The following is a 19398-nucleotide window of genomic DNA, read 5'->3' as shown; positions in this document are numbered from 1 at the left end:
AATGATTAAGGTTTAATGGTCAATGAAAGAGAATGCCATAAAAGATAAAAGTTTTGTTTTTGCAATTCGAATAGTGAAAATGTTTAGGTACTTGAACGAAGAGAAAAAGGAATTTATACTATCGAAGCAACTTTTAAGATCAGGAACTAGCGTTGGAGCAATGATTAGAGAAGCTGAATTTGCAGAAACAAAGAAGGATTTTATCCATAAAATGGCTATCGGACAGAAAGAGATTAATGAAACAATGTATTGGTTGGAACTTTTAAAAGAAACAGATTACTTGAGTTTGGATCAATATGAAAATATAAATAAAGATGCGGTGGAGATCATTAAACTAATTACAAGTATTATTAAATCTGCTAAAGCATCATTAAACATTAATAACTAAGCATTATACATTGAATAAGAGAATTGTCATATTAGGTGCAGGAGAAAGTGGAGTTGGAGCAGCAGTTCTTGCTCAGGCGAAAGGATTTGATGTGTTTGTATCTGATCTTGGAAAAATCAGTGATAAGTACAAAAAAGCTCTTCAAGAGTATAAAATAGATTTTGAAGAGGGAGAACATAGCGAAGGCAAAATACTTTCAGCTACTGAAGTAGTGAAAAGCCCAGGAATTCCAGATAAGGCGCCTTTAATTTTAAAGCTGAAGGGTAAAGGTATTCCTGTAATCTCTGAAATTGAATTTGCGGGAAGATATAGTGATGCAAAGATGATTTGCATTACGGGTAGTAACGGCAAAACCACTACAACATTAGTGCTTTATCATATGCTAAAAAAAGCAGGCTTAAATGTTGGTTTGGCAGGTAATGTTGGCGAAAGTTTAGCTTGGCAAGTTGCCGAGAAAAATTTTGATTACTATGTGCTTGAATTGAGCAGTTTTCAGCTGGATGGAATGTATCAGTTCAAAGCGGATATCGCGATCTTATTGAATATTACACCTGATCATTTAGATCGGTACGATTATAAAATGCAGAACTATGTCGATTCGAAGTTTCGCATTATACAGAACCTTACAGAAAGTGATGCTTTTGTGTATTGTTGCGATGATGAAATCATCAGCAAAGAAATGGAGAATTGGAACTCTAAAGCTCAACTATTTCCTTTTTCAGTTAAAAAAGAACTGAAAACAGGTGGATGGCTTGAGAAAGAATTGTTAACAATTGATTGTAACGAATACAAAATATCTATGGATAAAAAGGATTTATCATTACCTGGAATACACAACGTATATAACTCATTGGCATCAGGAATTGCCGGAAGTGTATTAGGCATTAGAAAAGATGCAATACGTGAGAGTCTAAGTGATTTTCAGGGTGTAAATCACCGATTGGAAAAAGTTGTGAAAGTGCGTGGCATTCAGTTTATCAATGATTCAAAAGCTACAAACATTAATTCAACCTGGTATGCCTTGGAAAGCATGGAAGAGCCTGTTGTATGGATTGTTGGTGGTGTTGATAAGGGAAATGATTACTCCGTGCTTTATGACTTGGTTGATGAGAAAGTGAAGGGAATTGTGTGTTTAGGTGTTGATAATGAAAAAATTCATAAAGCTTTTGATGGAAGAGTAAAGACCATAGTAGATGCTAATTCGATGGAAAAAGCGGTGAAATTATCCTATGAAATTGCTAATAAGGATGAGGTAGTATTGTTATCACCTGCATGTGCAAGTTTCGATTTGTTTAAATCGTATGAAGACCGAGGGGATCAATTTAAAGAAGAAGTAAGAAATCTGTAAAAAGAGGAATAGTTTATGCAGAACTGGCTGGCAAGAATGTGGAACTGGATTAAGAATCCTAAACTAAGAGGCGATAAAGTAATTTGGATTGTCATTTTACTATTGTCTTTGGTTTCGTTGCTGGTGGTTTATAGCTCAACGGGAACATTGGCTTATAAAGTTCGTGGAGGAAACACATCTTATTTCTTGATAAAGCAGTTGGTTTTATTGGGTGGATGTTTTGTTATAATGTATTTTGTACATGCCATGCCACATCGATATTATTCCAGTTTTGCAAACATCATTCTGGTAATATCGGTTGGGATGCTAATATTGGCCAAATTAATTGGAACGAATTTGAATGATGCTTCCCGATGGATAACAATTCCAGGAATTGGATTTAATTTCCAACCCTCTGAATTGGCAAAGCTGGCTTTGATATTGCATGTTTCCAGGACTTTATCGAGGTTTCAAGGAAAGCTCGGATGTAGTAAAGAAGCTTTTATTCATCTGATTATTCCAATAGGAATAGTGTGCTTTCTGATATTTTTAGATGACTTTTCTACCTCTGTATTATTAGGAGGTATCTGTTATATTTTGATGTTTATAGGTCGTGTAGCTTATAAATATTTGTTTGGTAGTATTGCTGCTGTATTGCTGGTTTTGGTGTTGTTAATTGCATTGGCTCCGGTAATTCCGAGTTTAGGGCGTGTTCAAACGGTTCGAAGTAGAATCGAGAACTTTTTTGATGAGGAACGAAGTATAAATAATAATCAAAACTACCAGGTGGAACAAGCAAAAATTGCAGTTGTTTCGGGGGGTATTTTTGGTAAAATGCCGGGCAATAGTACACAACGTAATTTTTTACCACATCCATATTCCGATTTTATTTATGCCATTATACTCGAAGAAATGGGATGGGTTGGAGGATTTGGAATTCTTGCCTTATATCTGTTCTTACTGTATCGGGCTGGAATAATAGTTCGGAAATGTAGTAGAACATTTCCCGCATTTTTGGTCATAGGTTTAACCTTAAGTATCGTTTTTCAGGCTTTGACAAATATGGCTGTTTCGGTGAATTTAATTCCGGTAACAGGTCAGCCATTGCCTTTGGTAAGTATGGGAGGAACATCCTTGATATTTACCAGTGCCGCTTTGGGGATGATACTAAGTATTAGCAATTGGGCAAACGAAGAAGAAAAAAGATTAAATGAAGCAGAAAATTAAAATAATAGTTAGCGGCGGAGGAACCGGAGGACATATCTATCCGGCCATTTCTATTGCCAATGCTTTAAAACAAAAGCATCAGGATTGTGAAATTTTGTTTGTAGGTGCCGAAGGAAAAATGGAAATGGAAAAAGTTCCTGCTGCTGGATATGATATAGTTGGATTGCCTATTCGCGGTTTACAAAGAAGTTTATCGAAGGAGAATTTAAAGTTTTTCCCTCGTTTGTTAAAAAGTATATGGAAAGCAAAAGCAATTGTGAAGGGCTTTGAACCTGATGCTGTTGTTGGTGTTGGAGGTTATGCCAGCGGACCATTATTACATGTAGCTGCAAAACTAGGTGTGCCTGCATTAATTCAGGAACAAAACTCCTATGCCGGGATCACCAATAAATTACTAGCTAAAAAGGCTAAGAAAATTTGTGTTGCCTACGAAGGAATGGAGCGATTCTTTCCAAAGGAGAAGATTGTGATGACAGGGAATCCTGTTCGTAAGGATTTGATGGAAATTGAATCGAAAAGAGAGGAAGCCTTAAAGCATTTTGACTTGAAGTCTGATAAAAAAACAATCTTGATTGTTGGAGGTAGTCTGGGTGCAAGAACCATAAACAATAGTGTTTTAAATTCACTTGATGCTATTTCTCAATCAGGAGTTCAGGTGATTTGGCAAACAGGAAAGTTTTATATAGAAAAAGTAAAAAAAGAGCTTGAAAATTGGGATTTGCCTAATTTAAAGTTTACTGATTTTTTGAGCCGTATGGATTTGGCTTATGCTGCTGCTGACATTGTAATTTCAAGAGCAGGAGCAGGAACCATTTCTGAATTGTGCTTGGTGGAGAAAGCATGTATTTTGGTGCCTTCGCCTAATGTTTCGGAAGATCATCAAACCAAAAATGCAATGGCATTGGTAAATAAAGATGCTGCGGTGATGGTAAAGGATGCTGAAGCAGAAGTGAATTTAATTCCACAAGCTTTAGACTTAATCAATAAGGAAGAAAGATGTGCTCAGTTGGCAAAAAATTGTAAGTTGCTTGCCAAACCTGATGCAGCAGATGATATAGCAGAACACATTCTTGCAATGATATAATATGAAGTTAGAAGATTTTAAAAATATTTATTTCGTTGGTATTGGAGGAATAGGAATGAGTGCAATTGCACGTTACTTCCATTCCATTGGTAAGAATGTGTTTGGATATGACAGGACATCCACCAAACTAACAGGTGAGCTTCTGGAAGAAGGTATTAAGATTACTTTCGAAGATGATTTGGATACCATCCCAAATGAATTTCTGATTAAGGAAAATACTTTGGTGGTGTTTACACCTGCTATTCCAAAAGATCATCAGCAATTGAGCTATTTTAAATTGAATAGCTATACCATTATGAAACGATCTCAGGTTTTGGGTTTGCTTTCGGATGATTTAAATGGAATTGGAATTGCAGGTACTCACGGGAAAACTACGGTTTCAACCATAACAGCTCATATTTTTTACAATTCAAAAATGGGTTGTAATGCTTTTTTGGGAGGGATCTCCAGAAACTATCAGTCTAATCTTTTATTGAGTAAAGATAGTCCATGGGTAATTCTGGAAGCCGACGAGTTTGATCGATCATTTTTGCAGTTGCATCCTAAAATTGCATTGATTACATCAATGGATGCCGACCATTTGGATATTTATGGTGATAAATCTGAACTTGAAAAGAGTTTTCAGGAATATGCTGGTCAAATAAAGCAGGATGGAATATTAGTGCATAAAAAAGGTTTACATCTCGAAAATATAAAAGTTGAAAAGTATACTTATTCTCTTGATGAAGTTGCGGACTTTTATGCTAAAAACTTAACACTTGTAGAAGGATTCTATGAGTTTGATTTGGTTCATCCGAAAGGAGTATTTGAAAAGTTAAAATTCTCTTATCCAGGGAAAATAAATGTGGAAAATGCAATAGGAGCTTGTAGTGTCGCTATTCTAGGAGGAGTGAAGGAAGAAGAAATCAGAGCTGCATTGTCATCATTTGAAGGGGTCAGAAGAAGATTCGATTATCAAATCAGAAAAGACAATTTGGTTTTTATAGATGATTATGCGCATCATCCAAAAGAGTTGAAAGAAAGTATATCATCGGTTAGAGACATTTATCCGAATAAGAAAATTACGGGAGTTTTTCAGCCGCATTTGTATACCAGGACCAGAGATTTTGCAGATGGTTTTGCGGAAAGTTTAAGCCTGTTGGATGAAGTAATCCTGCTGGATATATATCCTGCACGTGAATTACCAATCGAAGGGGTAAGCTCTGAGATGATCATGAAAAATATTACAGTTCCTGTGTGCACTTGCTCAAAAGAAGAGTTGATTGATTTGTTGGATCAAAAAGATTTGGAAGTTCTTTTGACCTTGGGTGCCGGGGATATAGATAAATTGGTTGAACCAATCAAAAATATGTTGATAGAAAAATAAAAGCATGCTTAAGAAAATTACTGTCATATTAATTTGGATATCGTTACTTGGATATTTGCTGGTAAGCTTCTCGTTTGTAGGTGATAAGAGAGATGCTATTATCCTAAACGATATAAAAGTTAAGGTGAAAGATAGCATCGACAGTGGTTTTGTTAGTAATAAGGATGTTGAGAAGATTGTAAAAAAACAGTATCCAGACTGGGAAGGAAACTCTGTTTATGCGATAAATAAGGAAGTTTTAGAGGATAAGATCAATCGGGTTCCATATGTGAAAAAGTCAGAAATCTATTCTTCGCTTTCAGGAAATCTGATTGTTGAGATACATCAGAGAAATCCAATTGTTCGTATTTTACAGGGAAGAGGATATTATATTGATGAGGAAGGAAAGAAAATGCCATTGTCCCCTAAATTTACATCAAGGGTTTTGGTGGTTTCGGGGGCAGTAAATGAGCAGTTGATAAAAGAAGAGCTTTTTGATTTGGTAAAATTTATTACAAATGATGAATTTTGGAAGTCGCAAATAACTCAAATACATGTTACACGCGGAAAAGAGTATGTTTTAGTACCTCGTGTAGGAGCACATAAAATTGAGTTGGGAAGCATTGAAAATTATCAGAAGAAATTCGAAAAATTGTATGCTTTGTACACTGATGGATTTACAAAAACCGGGTGGAACAGATACAAAAAAATCAACCTGAAATACGAAAATCAGGTGGTTTGTACAAAAAAGAACTAGAATGGTTGGGACGAATAATATAATAGCCGCAATTGATATAGGAACAACAAAAATTGTTGCCATACTTGGTGAGATTTCCAATGATGGAAAGCTTAATATTTTGGGTATGGAGCGTACTGTTTCTAAAGGTGTAAAGCGTGGAGTAATTCATGATATTGAACTTACTATCGAGGCTATTAATGAAGCTGTGGCTCGTTTGAAAGAGAAAACCAATAAGGAATTTTCTACAGTTTATGTGGGAATTGCCGGACAGCATATTCGTATAGTTAAAGAGAGGAAGTTTAAGTATATAGAAAATTCGGTTGAAGAAATTACAAAGGAGGATATTGAGCAAATTACCAATGAGAATTACAAACATCCTGTTGAAATTGGTGAGCAAATCTTACATGTAATTCCTCAAGAATTTGTTGTTGATAAAGAGGTTGGAATAAAGAACCCTCTTGGGATGGCAGGACGTAGGCTAGATGGTCATTTCAATATTATTATTGGTAGAACCGCTTCAGCCAGAAATATCGAAAAATGTGTTCGTGAAGTTGGTTTGGATGTGGAAGAATTGGTTCTTGAACCCTTGGCATCATCCTTGGCAGTTTTAACTAAGGAAGAGAAAGAGGCAGGAGTTGTACTTGTTGATATAGGCGGAGGAACCACTGATGTAACCGTTTATTTTGATGGCGTTTTAAAACATACTTCGGTTATTCCTTTTGGTGGTGACCATGTAACCAAAGATATAAAAGAAGCATGTTCGGTATTTTTAAGACAGGCCGAGGCATTGAAAGTGCAATTTGGTGAAGCTGTTGCTGATATGACTTCGGACGATAAAGTAGTTACTATTCCTGCAACCGGAGGATGGGACGAGAAGGACATATCCTTTAAGTTTCTTGCTCAAATTATTCAGTGTCGAATGGAGGAAATCATAGATTCTGTGAAATTTCAGGTTGAATCAACAGGTTTGAAAGATAAAATTGGTGCTGGAATTGTGTTAACCGGAGGTGGAGGTCTACTCACCAACCTAGATATTTTAACACAGCAAAGAACGAATTTGGATGTAAGAATTGGTTTCCCTAGAAACTCAAAAGTCAATTTGGAAGAAAATATTGATCATCCAATGTACTCAACCTCTATTGGTCTTTTATTAAAAGGCATGGAAAAACCCAAAACAAAGCCTGTAGAAAAGACCAATTTAAATGGAAATAAACCAAAAAAGAAAAAAGGATTTACAGCATTCCTTGGATCTTTATTTGATACCCAAGATGTGGATATGTAAAAAAAGATATTGTAACCCTAATACTGTGAGATCATGATTGACGAATTATTACCGGTTAATTTTGAACCAAAAGAAAAATCCATAATAAAAGTAATTGGTGTGGGTGGCGGAGGAGGAAACGCTGTCAACCACATGTTAAAAGAAGGAATTACGGGGGTTGATTTTGTAATTTGTAATACTGATTCACAAGCACTCGAAAATAGTCCTGTACCCATTAAAGTTCAGTTGGGAAAATCGCTAACCGAAGGAAGAGGAGCAGGAAATAAGCCTGAACGAGGAAGAGAATCTGCAATCGAAAGTTTAGACGATATCAATAAGGTTTTGAGTGAAAAAACCAAAATGGTTTTCGTAACTGCTGGAATGGGTGGAGGAACCGGAACTGGTGCTGCACCAATTATTGCAGAAGCGGCTCGCCAGCAGGATGTGCTTACGGTAGGGATTGTTACAATACCTTTTAGATTTGAAGGGAAGAAAAGAATTCAACAGGCTATGGAAGGAATTGAAAACCTTGAAAAGCATGTTGATGCATTATTGATTATCAACAATGAAAAGTTGAGGTTAATGTATGGAGATTTAAAACTTTCCGATGCGTTTGCTGAAGCTGATAATGTTCTTTCGGTAGCCGCAAAAAGTATTGCTGAAATCATAACTGTTGCTGGATATGTAAATGTCGATTTTGCAGATGTTGAAACTGTAATGAGAAATAGTGGTGTTGCTGTAATGGGATCAGCTACTGCTTCAGGTCCGGATAGATCAATTCGAGCCATTGATGAGGCTTTAACATCACCTCTTTTAAATAGCAATAATATTGTTGGTGCTCGAAATATTCTTTTGAATATCATTTCGGGTGATGAGGAAGTTACCATGCAAGAGGTGAGCCAGATTACCGATTACGTTCAGGATGTTGTAGGAGATGATGTGAGTGTGATTTGGGGAAATGGTTACAATGAGAAAATGGGTGACGAATTAAGTGTTACCATTATTGCAACAGGATTTTCTGAAAATCCTATTCCTGAATTAATGATTGAACCAAGAAAGAGAGAAGAGGATGCTCCAAAGTTGGAACTAATCATTGAAAATCCGGCTGCAGAAGAGGAAAAAGCCGCAGCAAAAAGAAGAGAAGAAACTCAGCGACGCGAAGAATTAATGCGTAAACGCTCCGAAGAAGAAAAAGAAGAGGAAATTTTTGAGATAGAAACCAATAATATCAACACAAAATCCAAACCTGAACCTGAGGCTGAAAGCAAGCAGGTTGAAGAAGATGAGGAGGAACATGATAGTTTGAATGGGTGGTTCAAAAAAAGTTTCTCAAATATATTTGATAACAAGGATACTCCCATGTAAGATCATATCATGAAAACATGATTACTGGTTAGGAGAGATTAGAAGTATAAAAAATGGCAGAAGATTTAATTGATTTTAGCTTACCCGAGAATGAATCATCAATTATAAAGGTAATTGGTGTTGGCGGTGGTGGTGGTAATGCTGTAAATTACATGTTTCAGCAAGGCATTAAGGATGTAGATTTCGTTATTTGCAATACTGATGCACAAGCTTTGGAGAATAGCGAAATACCTGTTAAAATACAATTGGGCGAATCGTTAACCGAAGGAAGAGGAGCTGGAAATAAACCTGAACGTGGAGCACAATCGGCTATTGAAAATATTGATGATGTTAATGAGGTTTTAGCCGATAATACCAAAATGGTTTTCATTACCGCCGGAATGGGTGGTGGTACAGGAACTGGTGCTGCACCTGTAATTGCTAAAGCTGCAAAAGAGCAAGGAATATTAACCGTGGGAATTGTTACCATTCCTTTCCGTTTCGAAGGCCGCCAAAGGTTAAATCAAGCAATTGAGGGGATTAATAAATTAAAAGAAAATGTAGACTCATTATTGGTAATTAATAATGAGAAACTGAGTGAAATATACGGAGATTTAAAGCTCTCTACGGCTTTTGCCAAGGCAGATGATGTATTGGCTACAGCAGCCAAGGGGATTGCCGAAATTATTACCTTGCACGGATACATTAACGTGGATTTCGAAGATGTGAAAACCGTAATGACCGATAGTGGTGTCGCGGTAATGGGATCAGCTTCGGCAGAAGGTGAGGACCGATCAGTAAATGCCATTCGCGAAGCTCTTACTTCTCCGTTGTTGAATAGCAATGATGTTCGAGGAGCACGAAATATTCTTCTGAATATTAGTTCGGGAGAAGAGGAAGTTACCATGGATGAGGTTGGTCAAATTACCGATTACGTTCAAGAAGCCGTTGGTGACAGTGCATCTATTATTTGGGGAACAGGTCAGGATTTGGCTCTAGGAAATAGAGTCTCTGTTACCATTATTGCTACAGGATTCGAAAATGGTGGAATAACCGAAGAGGTAGAAAAACCTAAAGCTACTGTGTTTAGAGGTGGGAGAGGCACAGCTCAACAAACTAAAATGGCTTTGGAAGAGGATCCGAAAGTAGAAGAAAAAAAGGTGGTTCTTACAGATCTCAAAGATGCAGAAATTGATGAGCTTGAAAGTATTCCTGCCTATAAAAGAAAACAACAGAAACTAGATCAAAAACGTTACCATTCAGGAAATGTGATTAAATTTACTCTGGATGACGAGTAATTTTGCATGATAAGGGAATAAAAAAGCTGTTTGTTGATAGCCAACAGCTGAAAGCATTAAAATATACAATATGAGCTTACTTGAACAAATTAATGCAGATATGAAATCTGCAATGAAAGCAAAAGAAAAAGATAAGTTACAGGCAATAAGATCTGCAAAAACTGCTCTTACACTTGAAATGACTAAAACAGGAGCTTCGGAAATTGAAGATGCGGCAGCAGTTAAGATCATTCAGAAATTGGTGAAGCAACGTAAAGATGCGGCTGATACCTATAAGGGTGGTGGAAGAGAAGATTTGGCTGAAAAGGAATTGCTTGAAATGAGTTTCCTTGAAGTGTATCTACCAGCTCAAATGAGCGATGAGGAACTAACTGCAGCTGTTCAAAAAATCATTGCTGATACTGGAGCTTCATCAATGAAAGAAATGGGAAAAGTAATGGGAATGGCCACAAAACAATTGGCAGGTAAAGCCGATGGAAAAGCTGTTGCTGATAAGGTAAAAGCTTTACTTTCGTAAATTCTTTTATTGCACGATATTGAAAAGAGTTGTCATTTGTTGACAGCTCTTTTTTTTGTTCTTCCACTTGGGACTCTCTCTCTTTAAGTGAGATTACCAATAATCCCATTTAAATTTCATGATGAACTTTCGGCAAACTCAGGTTAATACAATCTTTTACCCAAAGGTGTATTTTTCTTCCTGCAGGCTGCAGGAGCAAAAATGCACCCCTGAAAATCTTTCCTGCAAGCTGCAGGAAAGAAAATACAGTGTGTAAAAATCGTACTGCGGGCTGCAGGAAGAAAAATACAGTATGTAAAAAGCATGCTGCAGTCTGCAGCAAGAAAAATACACCATGTAGATACATCAACAATTTTGCACAAAAAAAAAAGCGAGATGAATGAATCATCTCGCTTTCTTTTTGTGTTTACTATTGTCTAGTAAAACTTATATCTTTTATCAACAACATTAGCATTTTCTCTTAATGCCTGGAATGCTTGATAGTTTGTACGATATTGATATCCTTGTTCTAATCTTGCTTTGAAAGCTTCAACTGTATTATCAGTAACTTCATCAGTTGTTTCGTTGGTAACTAATACCATGTAAACACCTTGGTTACCTTCAATTGGAGCAGAAATTTTTCCTTTTTCAAGAAGAGAAGCAGTGCTGATTACATTTGGTTCAATACCTGCACCAGGAATCTGGAATGAAGAGAAACTAACACCAGTTGCATTCTTTACTTCAAGATTTTCTTTCTGTGCAACAGATAGAAGTGATTGTGCTCCCTGGCTGTTTTTATTCAACTCAGCAATCATTTGCTCAGCTTTCTTTTCTTTTCTAATCTCACGTCTGATTGTAGAAGCAACATCATTCACCAAAGCAAAACCTTCTTCTTTGATATCAGAAAGAACTGCAACAACAAATTTATCACCGAATTCGAATACTGCTGACTGGTCGTTGTTCATTAAAACATTTTCCATGTCTTCAGTTTGATATGCTGCTCTAACCAATTCTCTTGAGTTTTCAAGACCAGGAATGTTCTTGGTATCTCTTCTTAGGTTAGCAGTTCTTCTTTGTAAGTTTTGTTCAGATACGGCTTTTAAGAAAGCTTCTTTGCTTAGGTTGTTACCAGCAAAAGTACGAGCTTTAGCGTAAGCAGTCTGAATGGTTTTATTACTAGCTTCAACTTTACGGTCAACAATTGCCAACTGCACTTTCTTAACAGATTTCCCTTTGTTGGTTACTTGTAGAACGTGAGCACCAAATTGAGTTAAAACAACCTTAATTTCATTTTTCTTAGAATCGAAAGCTGCTTCACTAAATGGAAGAACCATTTGTCCTTGTTTAAACCATCCAAGATCACCACCGTTAACTGCTGAGCCTTGATCATCAGAATTAGCTTTTGCTAAGTCATCGAAACGAGCACCTTTGTTAAGTAATGTTTTTAAGCTATCTGCTTTAGCTTGTGCAGAAGCATAATCACCGTTTACCGGACGAATTAAGATGTGACGTGCTTTAACAGAATCAGGAAGCATTTTAACTTCGTTGATTTTAGCCAATTTGTATGAATCACCTTCTGAATATACATCAGTAACATCACCTTTCTTAGCTGAGAATGCAAATTCTGCTAACTCTGCATTTGTGATGTCTTCTTTTTTCAAATATAAAGGATTGAAATCTGTATCAGCATTTAATTCTACAAACTGAACATTGTTGTTTTCAGCAGCAAAATCCGATTTTAAATCAGCAACCCATTTTTCAGTAGCTTTATAATCATCAGTTGATGGCTCAACCAAAAAAGGAACGTAATCAATTCTTCTTGATTCAGTTTGTTCGAATAAATCTTTGTGTTCGTTGTAGTACTCTTTGATTTCAGAATCGCTTACAGTAATTGTGCTATCTGGAATCAAATTGTAATTTTTAACGATGAAATTGATATCTACTTTTTTGCTTCCTTTGGTAGCAAGATCTTTAACCATTGCATTTGGCATGTACAAACCTTTCTGAATTAAAGAATTGTACTTGGCTAAAGTTCTTTGAGTAGTCATCGCATTTTCGATGTTCAACCAATAGTTCTTTTGTGGCGTTCCCTTAGGAGCGTTAATTAACTGTTGAAGAGTTGCAACTACTTGTTCTTTGTTAAAAGTTCCGTCTTGGCCTTGGAACATTTGGCGAATTGTAGGATCGATATTTCTACCTTGAACCATGTCGAATAATTCATCAGAAGTTACTGAAATTCCTAATTCATCATATTCAACATTCATTACCATTTCTTGAACCATTTGTTGCCAAGTCTGCTCTCTTAATCTATCCATTTGTTCTGATGGAATAGAAGATTGACCAGACATCATTTTTGCTACTTCAATATTATGGTTGAATCGATTCTGAAAATCACGAATATTCACTGATTCACCTGCAATTTCTGCCATTTCATTTCGTGAATTCGTCAATAAGGAACCACCCGATTTTAGAGCGTCACCTGCAATAAATGCAAACAAAGCTCCCCCAATGATGATCCCAATAAACACACCACGGTTTCTTATTTTCTGTAATGTTGCCATCGAAAAAGATTTAAATATTTCTTAATTAGGCTACGAATATACAAAAAAATGGGAAATGATTGCCTTTTACAGCTATCAGTTTGGTGTCTTTTATAGTAAAGTAAAATTTACTTGATGAATGTTTGAAAAATGAAGTTCAGAAGGGGGGTATTCTGAACAGTGTAGCATAGCACTAGTAATCCCTATTTTGAGATTTTATTGATATGTAATGTTCAGTAAATGAGAAATAAATAACTAAGTAATAATGGTGAGCTTAATTTTTTCAACTCGGGTATTGCTAACTTCCACAATCTTAAAATTAAAGTTCTCAATTCTTATGGTTTCATTGTATTTTGGAATACTTTCATGACTAAATAGAATGAATCCATTCAAGGTTTCGAAATCTTCAGATTCAGGTAAATTTAAATCATATTTATCGTTTAGATAGTCAATTTCTAATCTGCCAGAGAACATATATTCATTATCAGATAAAACTTCTTCTTCCAAATCAATATTGTCGTGTTCATCTTCGATTTCACCAAATATCTCTTCCATAATATCCTCAATGGTTACCATTCCGGCAGTTCCACCAAATTCATCAACAACAACGGCAATGCTTTTTTGCTCTTTGGTAAATAGGTTTAGCAATTTATGTGCTGCCATAGTTTCCGGAACAAATATAATTCGGCTGAGCGCAGATTTTATACTTAGTGGCTTTTTAAAAATTACCGAAGAATGAACATATCCAATAATGTTGTCAATAGATTCTTTGTAAATCAAGATTCGTGAATAGCCTGTTTCAATAAATCGTTGAGTTAAATCTTCAAGTTCACCATGTAATTCCATGGCCTCTATTTCATTCCTTGGAACGATACACTCACGCAGTTTAACCTTAGAAAAATCAAGTGCATTTCGAAAAATCTTGATATCATGCAATTCATCTTCAGAAATGGCTTGAGTATCCTGTCCTTCCTGTACAAAATGATCTAGGTCAACTTTACCAAAAGCCTGTGTTTCCTCGTCTTCTGTAATTTTGGTGTTGAATAGTTTGTGAATAATGTTCTTCGATAGCATCATGGTTATTATTGTAACCGGATAAAAAACGATATAAAAGAACATTACTGGAAGAGCAAAAAGGTTTAGCGCAAAATTAGGATTAAGCCTAAACAATGTTTTTGGAATGAACTCAGCTGTCACCAAAATCAAAATGGTTGAGATTATAGTTTGAATGGTAAGTACCAGCGATTCTGAATCAACCCAAAGCTCGATGGAAGGTTCAAGCATTTTTGCCATAATAATACCATACACTACCAGCGCAATGTTATTTCCAACCAACATTGTACTTATGTAGTGACCTGGATATCGAGAAAAGATGGATATAATTCTGGATGAAACGGTATTTTTATTCCTATCCAGTTCCATGCGAAGTTTATTGGCAGCAATAAAGGCAATTTCCATTCCTGAAAAAAAGGCGGAAAGCGCAAGCATGGCAAAAATGATGATCAGATCATTCATCTATTTCTTGGGTTGGTTTTTCTCTCGGGTTCGTCTAAGGTATCTACGCGAAGTATACATTAATGCAGCTAGTATTGCAATAATATACAATAAAATATTCTCGGAGAAATTGGTTTGCATGGTTCTGTATACCGCAAGACTAGCACTGCTAATCATTACAATCAACCAAACTATTTCCAATACAAATGGTAGTTTTTGATTCACTTTAATCAGGTTTTGTTGTATGCAAGATAATAAGCTTTATTGATTATTGCTCGTTTTTATCCTCAAAATATACTTTTCCTGAGCCTTGTTTCAGTCTTAAATCATTCATGTCTTCATCAATTGAAAAGCTGGAACCTTCCAATACCTGACCATCAGATGTAATAATTCTGGTGTACTGATTTGAATAAATTAACTGTTTGGTGTGATCCCAAAACATCAGTTCAGAACTAATTGTTTTGCCATCTGCACTTTTGGCAACCACATCATTTCTTAGTTCCCAAAGTTCCTCCTTAGGATAGTGTTTTGCATAGTTTGCTTTAATTTCCCAAGCTACACTTTCACCCTTATCGTACGAAATGATTTTACCACCTTTAGGAAATTCTTGTAGCATTTCTTTTTCTTCCGAATCAGTTTCAATAAATTCTACGGCAAAAGCTCGATATTGAATTTTAGTTGAATCGGTGAATATAAACTCAACTTCTCTGCCTTGTTGCAAAGGAAGATTCTCGTTAGTTGTGAGACTTTGCACCTCTTTCATGCTGTTCTCACAAGACAAAAGCATCGCAATCCCCGAAAGGATTACAATGCTTTTGATAATATTGTATTTATTTTTTGGCGTACTATTCATTTAGTCTAGCCTTTGTAGTTTCGTTAATCCAATCACCAATTTTCACAACGTCACCGTTCTTAATTCCTTCAAAGAAAGCTTCCTCTTTTCCAGGAAAATGTTTTGAGTAATCAGAGATAAGTTTTTGAGCATCTGCAGCGCATTCTGGATCAATAGCTTTTGCTTTTTTAAATTTATCCACAGCAACCCAAAATACTTTTTTGTGATCAAGAGCAGACGAACCATACTTTTGACTGTATGAAGCATATGTTTTTCCAATTAAAATATATGGCAATCCCCAATTTTGTTTCAATTTAGCAGCTTTTAAAGCGTTTGATTTAGAAGCGCTTAATTGACCTTGCAGAAATTGGATAGAAGCCAATTTGTAATGTAAATCAGCTTTGATTTCAGCATCTTCTTCCAATTCGATTGCTTGCTCTAAGTAATTTTTACTCTTGCCAAACTCTTTTTTCTTGATAAACATTTTAGCCAAGTTGTGAGCAGCATCGGCATTTGGTTCTAACTCATATTTTCTTTCAGCAACCATTGCATATAAAGCACCATCTTCACATTCCTGACGATTCAACATACGAAGGATTTTGTTGATCAAAACCATATCGTCTTTGTTTGCTTCAAATTTTGCTGTAAAGATATTGCTTAATGTTTCGCAGTCAGCAACACCAGCTTTGAAGAAGATTTGCTCTACATTTTTACGAGCATTATCAAGGTTTTCTTTTTTAGATTCTTTGGTTTCAGCATCAATTTGCTTTTTAGCCATATCCATGAAAAGAAGGTAGTTATCGATTACTTCTTCTGGCTCAATTTCACCAGCTTTAACCAAAATACCTGAAGCTTCCATTGTGTAATTAATTACAGTAGCTTCTGATTTTAATTGTTGCATTTCGATAGATTTCTTCAAAATACTGTAAGCTTCTTTAACCGATGGGATGTGTTTTTTCTTATACTTGAATAAATCTCCACCCTTACGGCCTAGAATCCAACCTTCAGGATATTTACGATCTTTTCCAAAATATTTGATACGCTGATCGTAAACCATCATCAAAGTATCAATATACTTTGGGTTTTTGGTTTTGCGAAGCATTCCACGCATAATTGTTACACCTTTAATGTAAGCTGTTTTTCCGTAAGCTGGAGCATTATTGTAAACGTATCTCCAACCAGGAAGAGCCTCTTCGTAATTTTTTTGTTTCACCATCTCAACATATAGAGAGGCGTTCAATACAGTCTGGGCACTATCCAATCCATATTTTGATTCCAAAGTCTGTGCCTTAAGGGTAAACATACTTGAAAGCAAAAGAACCACAGTTGCGATTGTAAATCTTGTTTTCATGTTATTAAATTTTTTATAATCAAGTTTAATTGTTGCAAAACTATAAAAATGGGCTTTAGGATATCCTGAAAAATGTCATATCTATTAAGTCAGAATAAATATAACGAAAGTTTTAGTTTTGTTGGAACTAAAACTGCAAAACTCATACCAAAGTTTCAGTATAAGTTTTGAATTTGTTCTAAATAACCATTTGAAAGCTCAAAAATTAGCTTCTTGCAAAACTATAAATAAATTGGAAATCAACAAAAACTTTGTTAATTATTAGAGCGTTCCAAAATATTAAATTCAAGGATATGGTTTAGCCCAATTGCCAGTACATTCATTTCAAGAGTTGCTGGATTGGTAATATTCTTGTATAAAAAGGGAGCGTCGCCACCTGTTAGTATTACTTTTAGATCAGCATATTTCTGTTTCAATTGATTGATATATGAATCTATCTCAAATACAATTCCATTTTGCACTCCACCAGTTATTGCTTCCTTGGTATTTTTTCCAATTAAGGAATAATTTTCATTTACAGAAAGTAGAGGGAGTTTCTTTGTGAAATGGTTTAAAGCTTTATATCGCATACTTAAACCAGGAGAAATACATCCCCCAAGGTACTGTCCGTGTTTATTCACAAAGTCGAAAGTGATGGCAGTTCCGGCATCAATTACCAAAATATTCTGATTGGGATCCATTGCATAGGCTCCAATGCAGGCAGCTAACCTATCGTAACCCAATGTCTTTTTTGATTCATATAAGTTTTCTAATGGTATAGGAAGTTTAGAATCAAAGAAGAAAACATGTTGGATTTTTGTTTTAAGAAAACTGATCAAATTATCTGGATATTCACGAACCGAAGCGATGATTACTTTTTCTATTGTGGTAAATTCACCTAGTAATTCTTTTGCAAATTCGACATCCACTTTTTCAGAAGCTTTGGTAGTATTTAATTCTCCTTTTAGGAAAATACTAGCTTTAATTTTTGTGTTGCCTATGTCAATTATAAGATTCAATGGAAAATAATTGATGTGTATTATTATAAATAGCTTGTAAAATCGCTTAAAATTAGTAAACTTTAGGCATATAAATTAGGTGCCCCACAGGTTTTTCAAAAGGAATTAATGAAGATTAATCCACTTTGTTTATTTTAAAGGTGAATAACCCATGCTCTAGGTATTAAATTGTATTAGTATCGGTAAAATTTTCAATTACTGCTTAATGAAAAAAAAGATTTTAATCGTTGAGGACGACAACTTAATTTCGACAATATTCCGAATGTTCTTAAAGGAATTAGGTTACGATTTGTTAGGAATTGTTGAAGATGGTAAAGAAGCCATTCGTTTGTGTGAAAAATTAAATCCGGATATTGTTCTTATGGATGTTCATTTGGGAGGAGATCTGGATGGTATTCAAACAACAGAATTGATAAAATCTAAATTTGATATTCCGGTTATTTTCCTTTCCAGCGATACTGAAGAATCTACCATCCAAAGAGTAATCAATACCCATTCTTATGGATATCTGGTAAAACCAATCGATAAAAAAGAGTTGGGAATATCAATTGAATTGGCGTTTTATAAACATCAGTTCGATTTGGATCAAAAAATGAGAGAGAAGCGATTTCGTAATTTTATTACAGATTCGCCAGAGGCAATTTTGGTTATAAATGAAGCCGGTGGAATTGAATATCTAAATTGTTTGGGATTAAAATTATTCAGGACCGCATATATTGAAGACCTTATGGGACTTCAACTTCTTTCCTATATCAGTGAAGAGTATCAAGAGGAATTTAAAGAAAAGTTCGATCGAGCTGTTCAAATGGGGCAGGGAATAGAATATACTCACTTAAAATTTAAAACCATTCATGGCGATCCGTTTGATGTTGGCTTAACTGCTGCTCATATTGAGTTTAACGGAAAGAACAATCTTCAATTTATTATTCGTGATATTACCCAGGAATATTCTTATCGAGAGATGTTGGCTGAAAAAGCAGATATTATCAATCATTTTCATGATGGAGTGGTAACCTTCGATTTAAATGGAAGGGTTAAATCATGGAACAAAGGATGCGAAAGAATATTTGGTAAAAAGGAAAATGAAATCATTGGCAAGCCTTATAGCGATTTATCCTTATCGGGCAGAGAAAAATCATTTGCTGAAGATTTGTTGATTCCAACTGAAAAAAATAGCAATTACGAAGTGGAACTATTATTTGATATCGATGGTAAAGAAACTTATCTAAAGCTATACTCTTCGATGCTAAAAAACGAGAAGGGAATCGATAAAGGAATAGTTTGCTATGTAAGGGATGTAACGGTTCGTAAGAAAAGTCAGTTGATGCTTGAGGAAAGCGAACGCAGAAACAAAGATTTAATCAATGCCATTCCTGATTTAATTTTTGTTGTGAATAAAGAAGGCATTTTTGAGGATTATAAAATGGAAGATGAATCTTTTTTAGCTCTTCCTAAAGATGAAATAATTGGTGCCCATTTAAAGAAAGTATTTTCAGGAGAAGCTTTACAGTTGGCTGAAGCGAAAATAGAGAAAGTTTTGAGTGTTGGGTTTATGGAGAAATTCAAATACGAAATGAAAACAACAAAAGGTGAACATTGGTACGAAGCTCGCATTACCAACCTGGGAAATGATAAGGTTTTGGTTTTGGTGAGAGAAATACCTGAAGATTAAAC

The 19398-nt window shown here is 35.4% G+C and carries 17 protein-coding genes; 11 read left to right on the top strand and 6 right to left on the bottom strand.

Annotated elements, in window-relative coordinates; all coding sequences use genetic code 11:
- Positions 1-22 precede the first annotated feature (22 nt).
- The 10 genes from BXY64_RS19795 to BXY64_RS19750 all read left to right on the top strand — a co-directional run bounded on the left by BXY64_RS19795 (position 23) and on the right by BXY64_RS19750 (position 10530).
- Positions 23-388: a four helix bundle protein gene (locus tag BXY64_RS19795; protein ID WP_120241704.1), complete on the top strand. Its 366-nt coding sequence runs from the start codon at positions 23-25 to the stop codon at positions 386-388.
- Positions 389-398: 10 nt separating this feature from the next.
- Positions 399-1736 carry a UDP-N-acetylmuramoyl-L-alanine--D-glutamate ligase gene (gene murD, locus BXY64_RS19790; protein ID WP_120241703.1) on the top strand — a complete coding sequence of 446 codons (1338 nt, stop codon included), beginning with the start codon at positions 399-401 and terminating at the stop codon, positions 1734-1736.
- A 15-nt stretch (positions 1737-1751) separates the two neighbouring features.
- Positions 1752-2942, top strand: coding sequence for an FtsW/RodA/SpoVE family cell cycle protein (locus BXY64_RS19785; RefSeq protein ID WP_245996716.1), 1191 nt, complete (start codon positions 1752-1754; stop codon positions 2940-2942).
- The gene (gene murG / locus BXY64_RS19780) at positions 2926-4026 is read left to right on the top strand and encodes an undecaprenyldiphospho-muramoylpentapeptide beta-N-acetylglucosaminyltransferase (protein ID WP_120241702.1); all 1101 of its coding nucleotides are present in this window, start codon (positions 2926-2928) and stop codon (positions 4024-4026) included. Before BXY64_RS19785 ends, murG begins: the two co-directional genes overlap by 17 nt.
- Before the next feature lies 1 nt (position 4027).
- Positions 4028-5392, top strand: a complete 1365-nt coding sequence (gene murC / locus BXY64_RS19775; protein ID WP_120241701.1) for a UDP-N-acetylmuramate--L-alanine ligase — start codon at positions 4028-4030, stop codon at positions 5390-5392.
- Between the two features lie 4 nt (positions 5393-5396).
- Complete coding sequence (locus BXY64_RS19770; RefSeq protein ID WP_120241700.1) at positions 5397-6128, top strand: cell division protein FtsQ/DivIB; 732 nt, start codon at positions 5397-5399, stop codon at positions 6126-6128.
- 1 nt (position 6129) lies between these two features.
- Positions 6130-7392 carry a cell division protein FtsA gene (gene ftsA / locus BXY64_RS19765; protein WP_120241699.1) on the top strand — a complete coding sequence of 421 codons (1263 nt, stop codon included), beginning with the start codon at positions 6130-6132 and terminating at the stop codon, positions 7390-7392.
- A 33-nt stretch (positions 7393-7425) separates the two neighbouring features.
- The gene (gene ftsZ, locus BXY64_RS19760; RefSeq protein WP_120241698.1) at positions 7426-8736 is read left to right on the top strand and encodes a cell division protein FtsZ; all 1311 of its coding nucleotides are present in this window, start codon (positions 7426-7428) and stop codon (positions 8734-8736) included.
- Between the two features lie 53 nt (positions 8737-8789).
- On the top strand, positions 8790-10013 hold the full coding sequence (gene ftsZ / locus BXY64_RS19755; protein WP_120241697.1) for a cell division protein FtsZ: 1224 nt from the start codon (positions 8790-8792) through the stop codon (positions 10011-10013).
- A 70-nt stretch (positions 10014-10083) separates the two neighbouring features.
- Entirely contained in the window at positions 10084-10530 is a 447-nt protein-coding gene (locus BXY64_RS19750) for a GatB/YqeY domain-containing protein (protein WP_120241696.1), read from the top strand.
- 416 nt (positions 10531-10946) lie between these two features.
- Here the strand turns inward: BXY64_RS19750 and BXY64_RS19740 are convergent, their stop codons facing one another.
- The 6 genes from BXY64_RS19740 to BXY64_RS19715 form a co-directional block, all read right to left on the bottom strand.
- Positions 10947-13070 (bottom strand): peptidylprolyl isomerase, encoded by a 2124-nt coding sequence (locus BXY64_RS19740; protein ID WP_120241694.1) that lies wholly within the window; start codon positions 13068-13070, stop codon positions 10947-10949.
- Between the two features lie 234 nt (positions 13071-13304).
- Positions 13305-14564, bottom strand: a complete 1260-nt coding sequence (locus BXY64_RS19735) for a hemolysin family protein (RefSeq protein WP_120241693.1) — start codon at positions 14562-14564, stop codon at positions 13305-13307.
- Positions 14565-14768, bottom strand: coding sequence for a hypothetical protein (locus tag BXY64_RS19730; protein WP_120241692.1), 204 nt, complete (start codon positions 14766-14768; stop codon positions 14565-14567).
- Positions 14769-14811: 43 nt separating this feature from the next.
- Positions 14812-15396, bottom strand: a complete 585-nt coding sequence (gene lptC / locus BXY64_RS19725) for an LPS export ABC transporter periplasmic protein LptC (RefSeq protein ID WP_120241691.1) — start codon at positions 15394-15396, stop codon at positions 14812-14814.
- Positions 15389-16726, bottom strand: a complete 1338-nt coding sequence (locus BXY64_RS19720; RefSeq protein WP_120241690.1) for a tetratricopeptide repeat protein — start codon at positions 16724-16726, stop codon at positions 15389-15391. Before BXY64_RS19720 ends, lptC begins: the two co-directional genes overlap by 8 nt.
- Before the next feature lie 254 nt (positions 16727-16980).
- Entirely contained in the window at positions 16981-17724 is a 744-nt protein-coding gene (locus BXY64_RS19715) for a type III pantothenate kinase (protein ID WP_170150716.1), read from the bottom strand.
- Positions 17725-17929: 205 nt separating this feature from the next.
- On the opposite strand from BXY64_RS19715, the gene BXY64_RS19710 reads away from it, so the two are divergent.
- Entirely contained in the window at positions 17930-19396 is a 1467-nt protein-coding gene (locus tag BXY64_RS19710) for a PAS domain S-box protein (RefSeq protein ID WP_120241688.1), read from the top strand.
- Positions 19397-19398: the final 2 nt, after the last annotated feature.

This window comes from Marinifilum flexuosum (genome assembly GCF_003610555.1).
Lineage (GTDB): Bacteria > Bacteroidota > Bacteroidia > Bacteroidales > Marinifilaceae > Marinifilum > Marinifilum flexuosum.
Note: the sequence above shows the minus strand (reverse complement) of the source record. Positions and strands in the feature narration are given on the sequence as shown.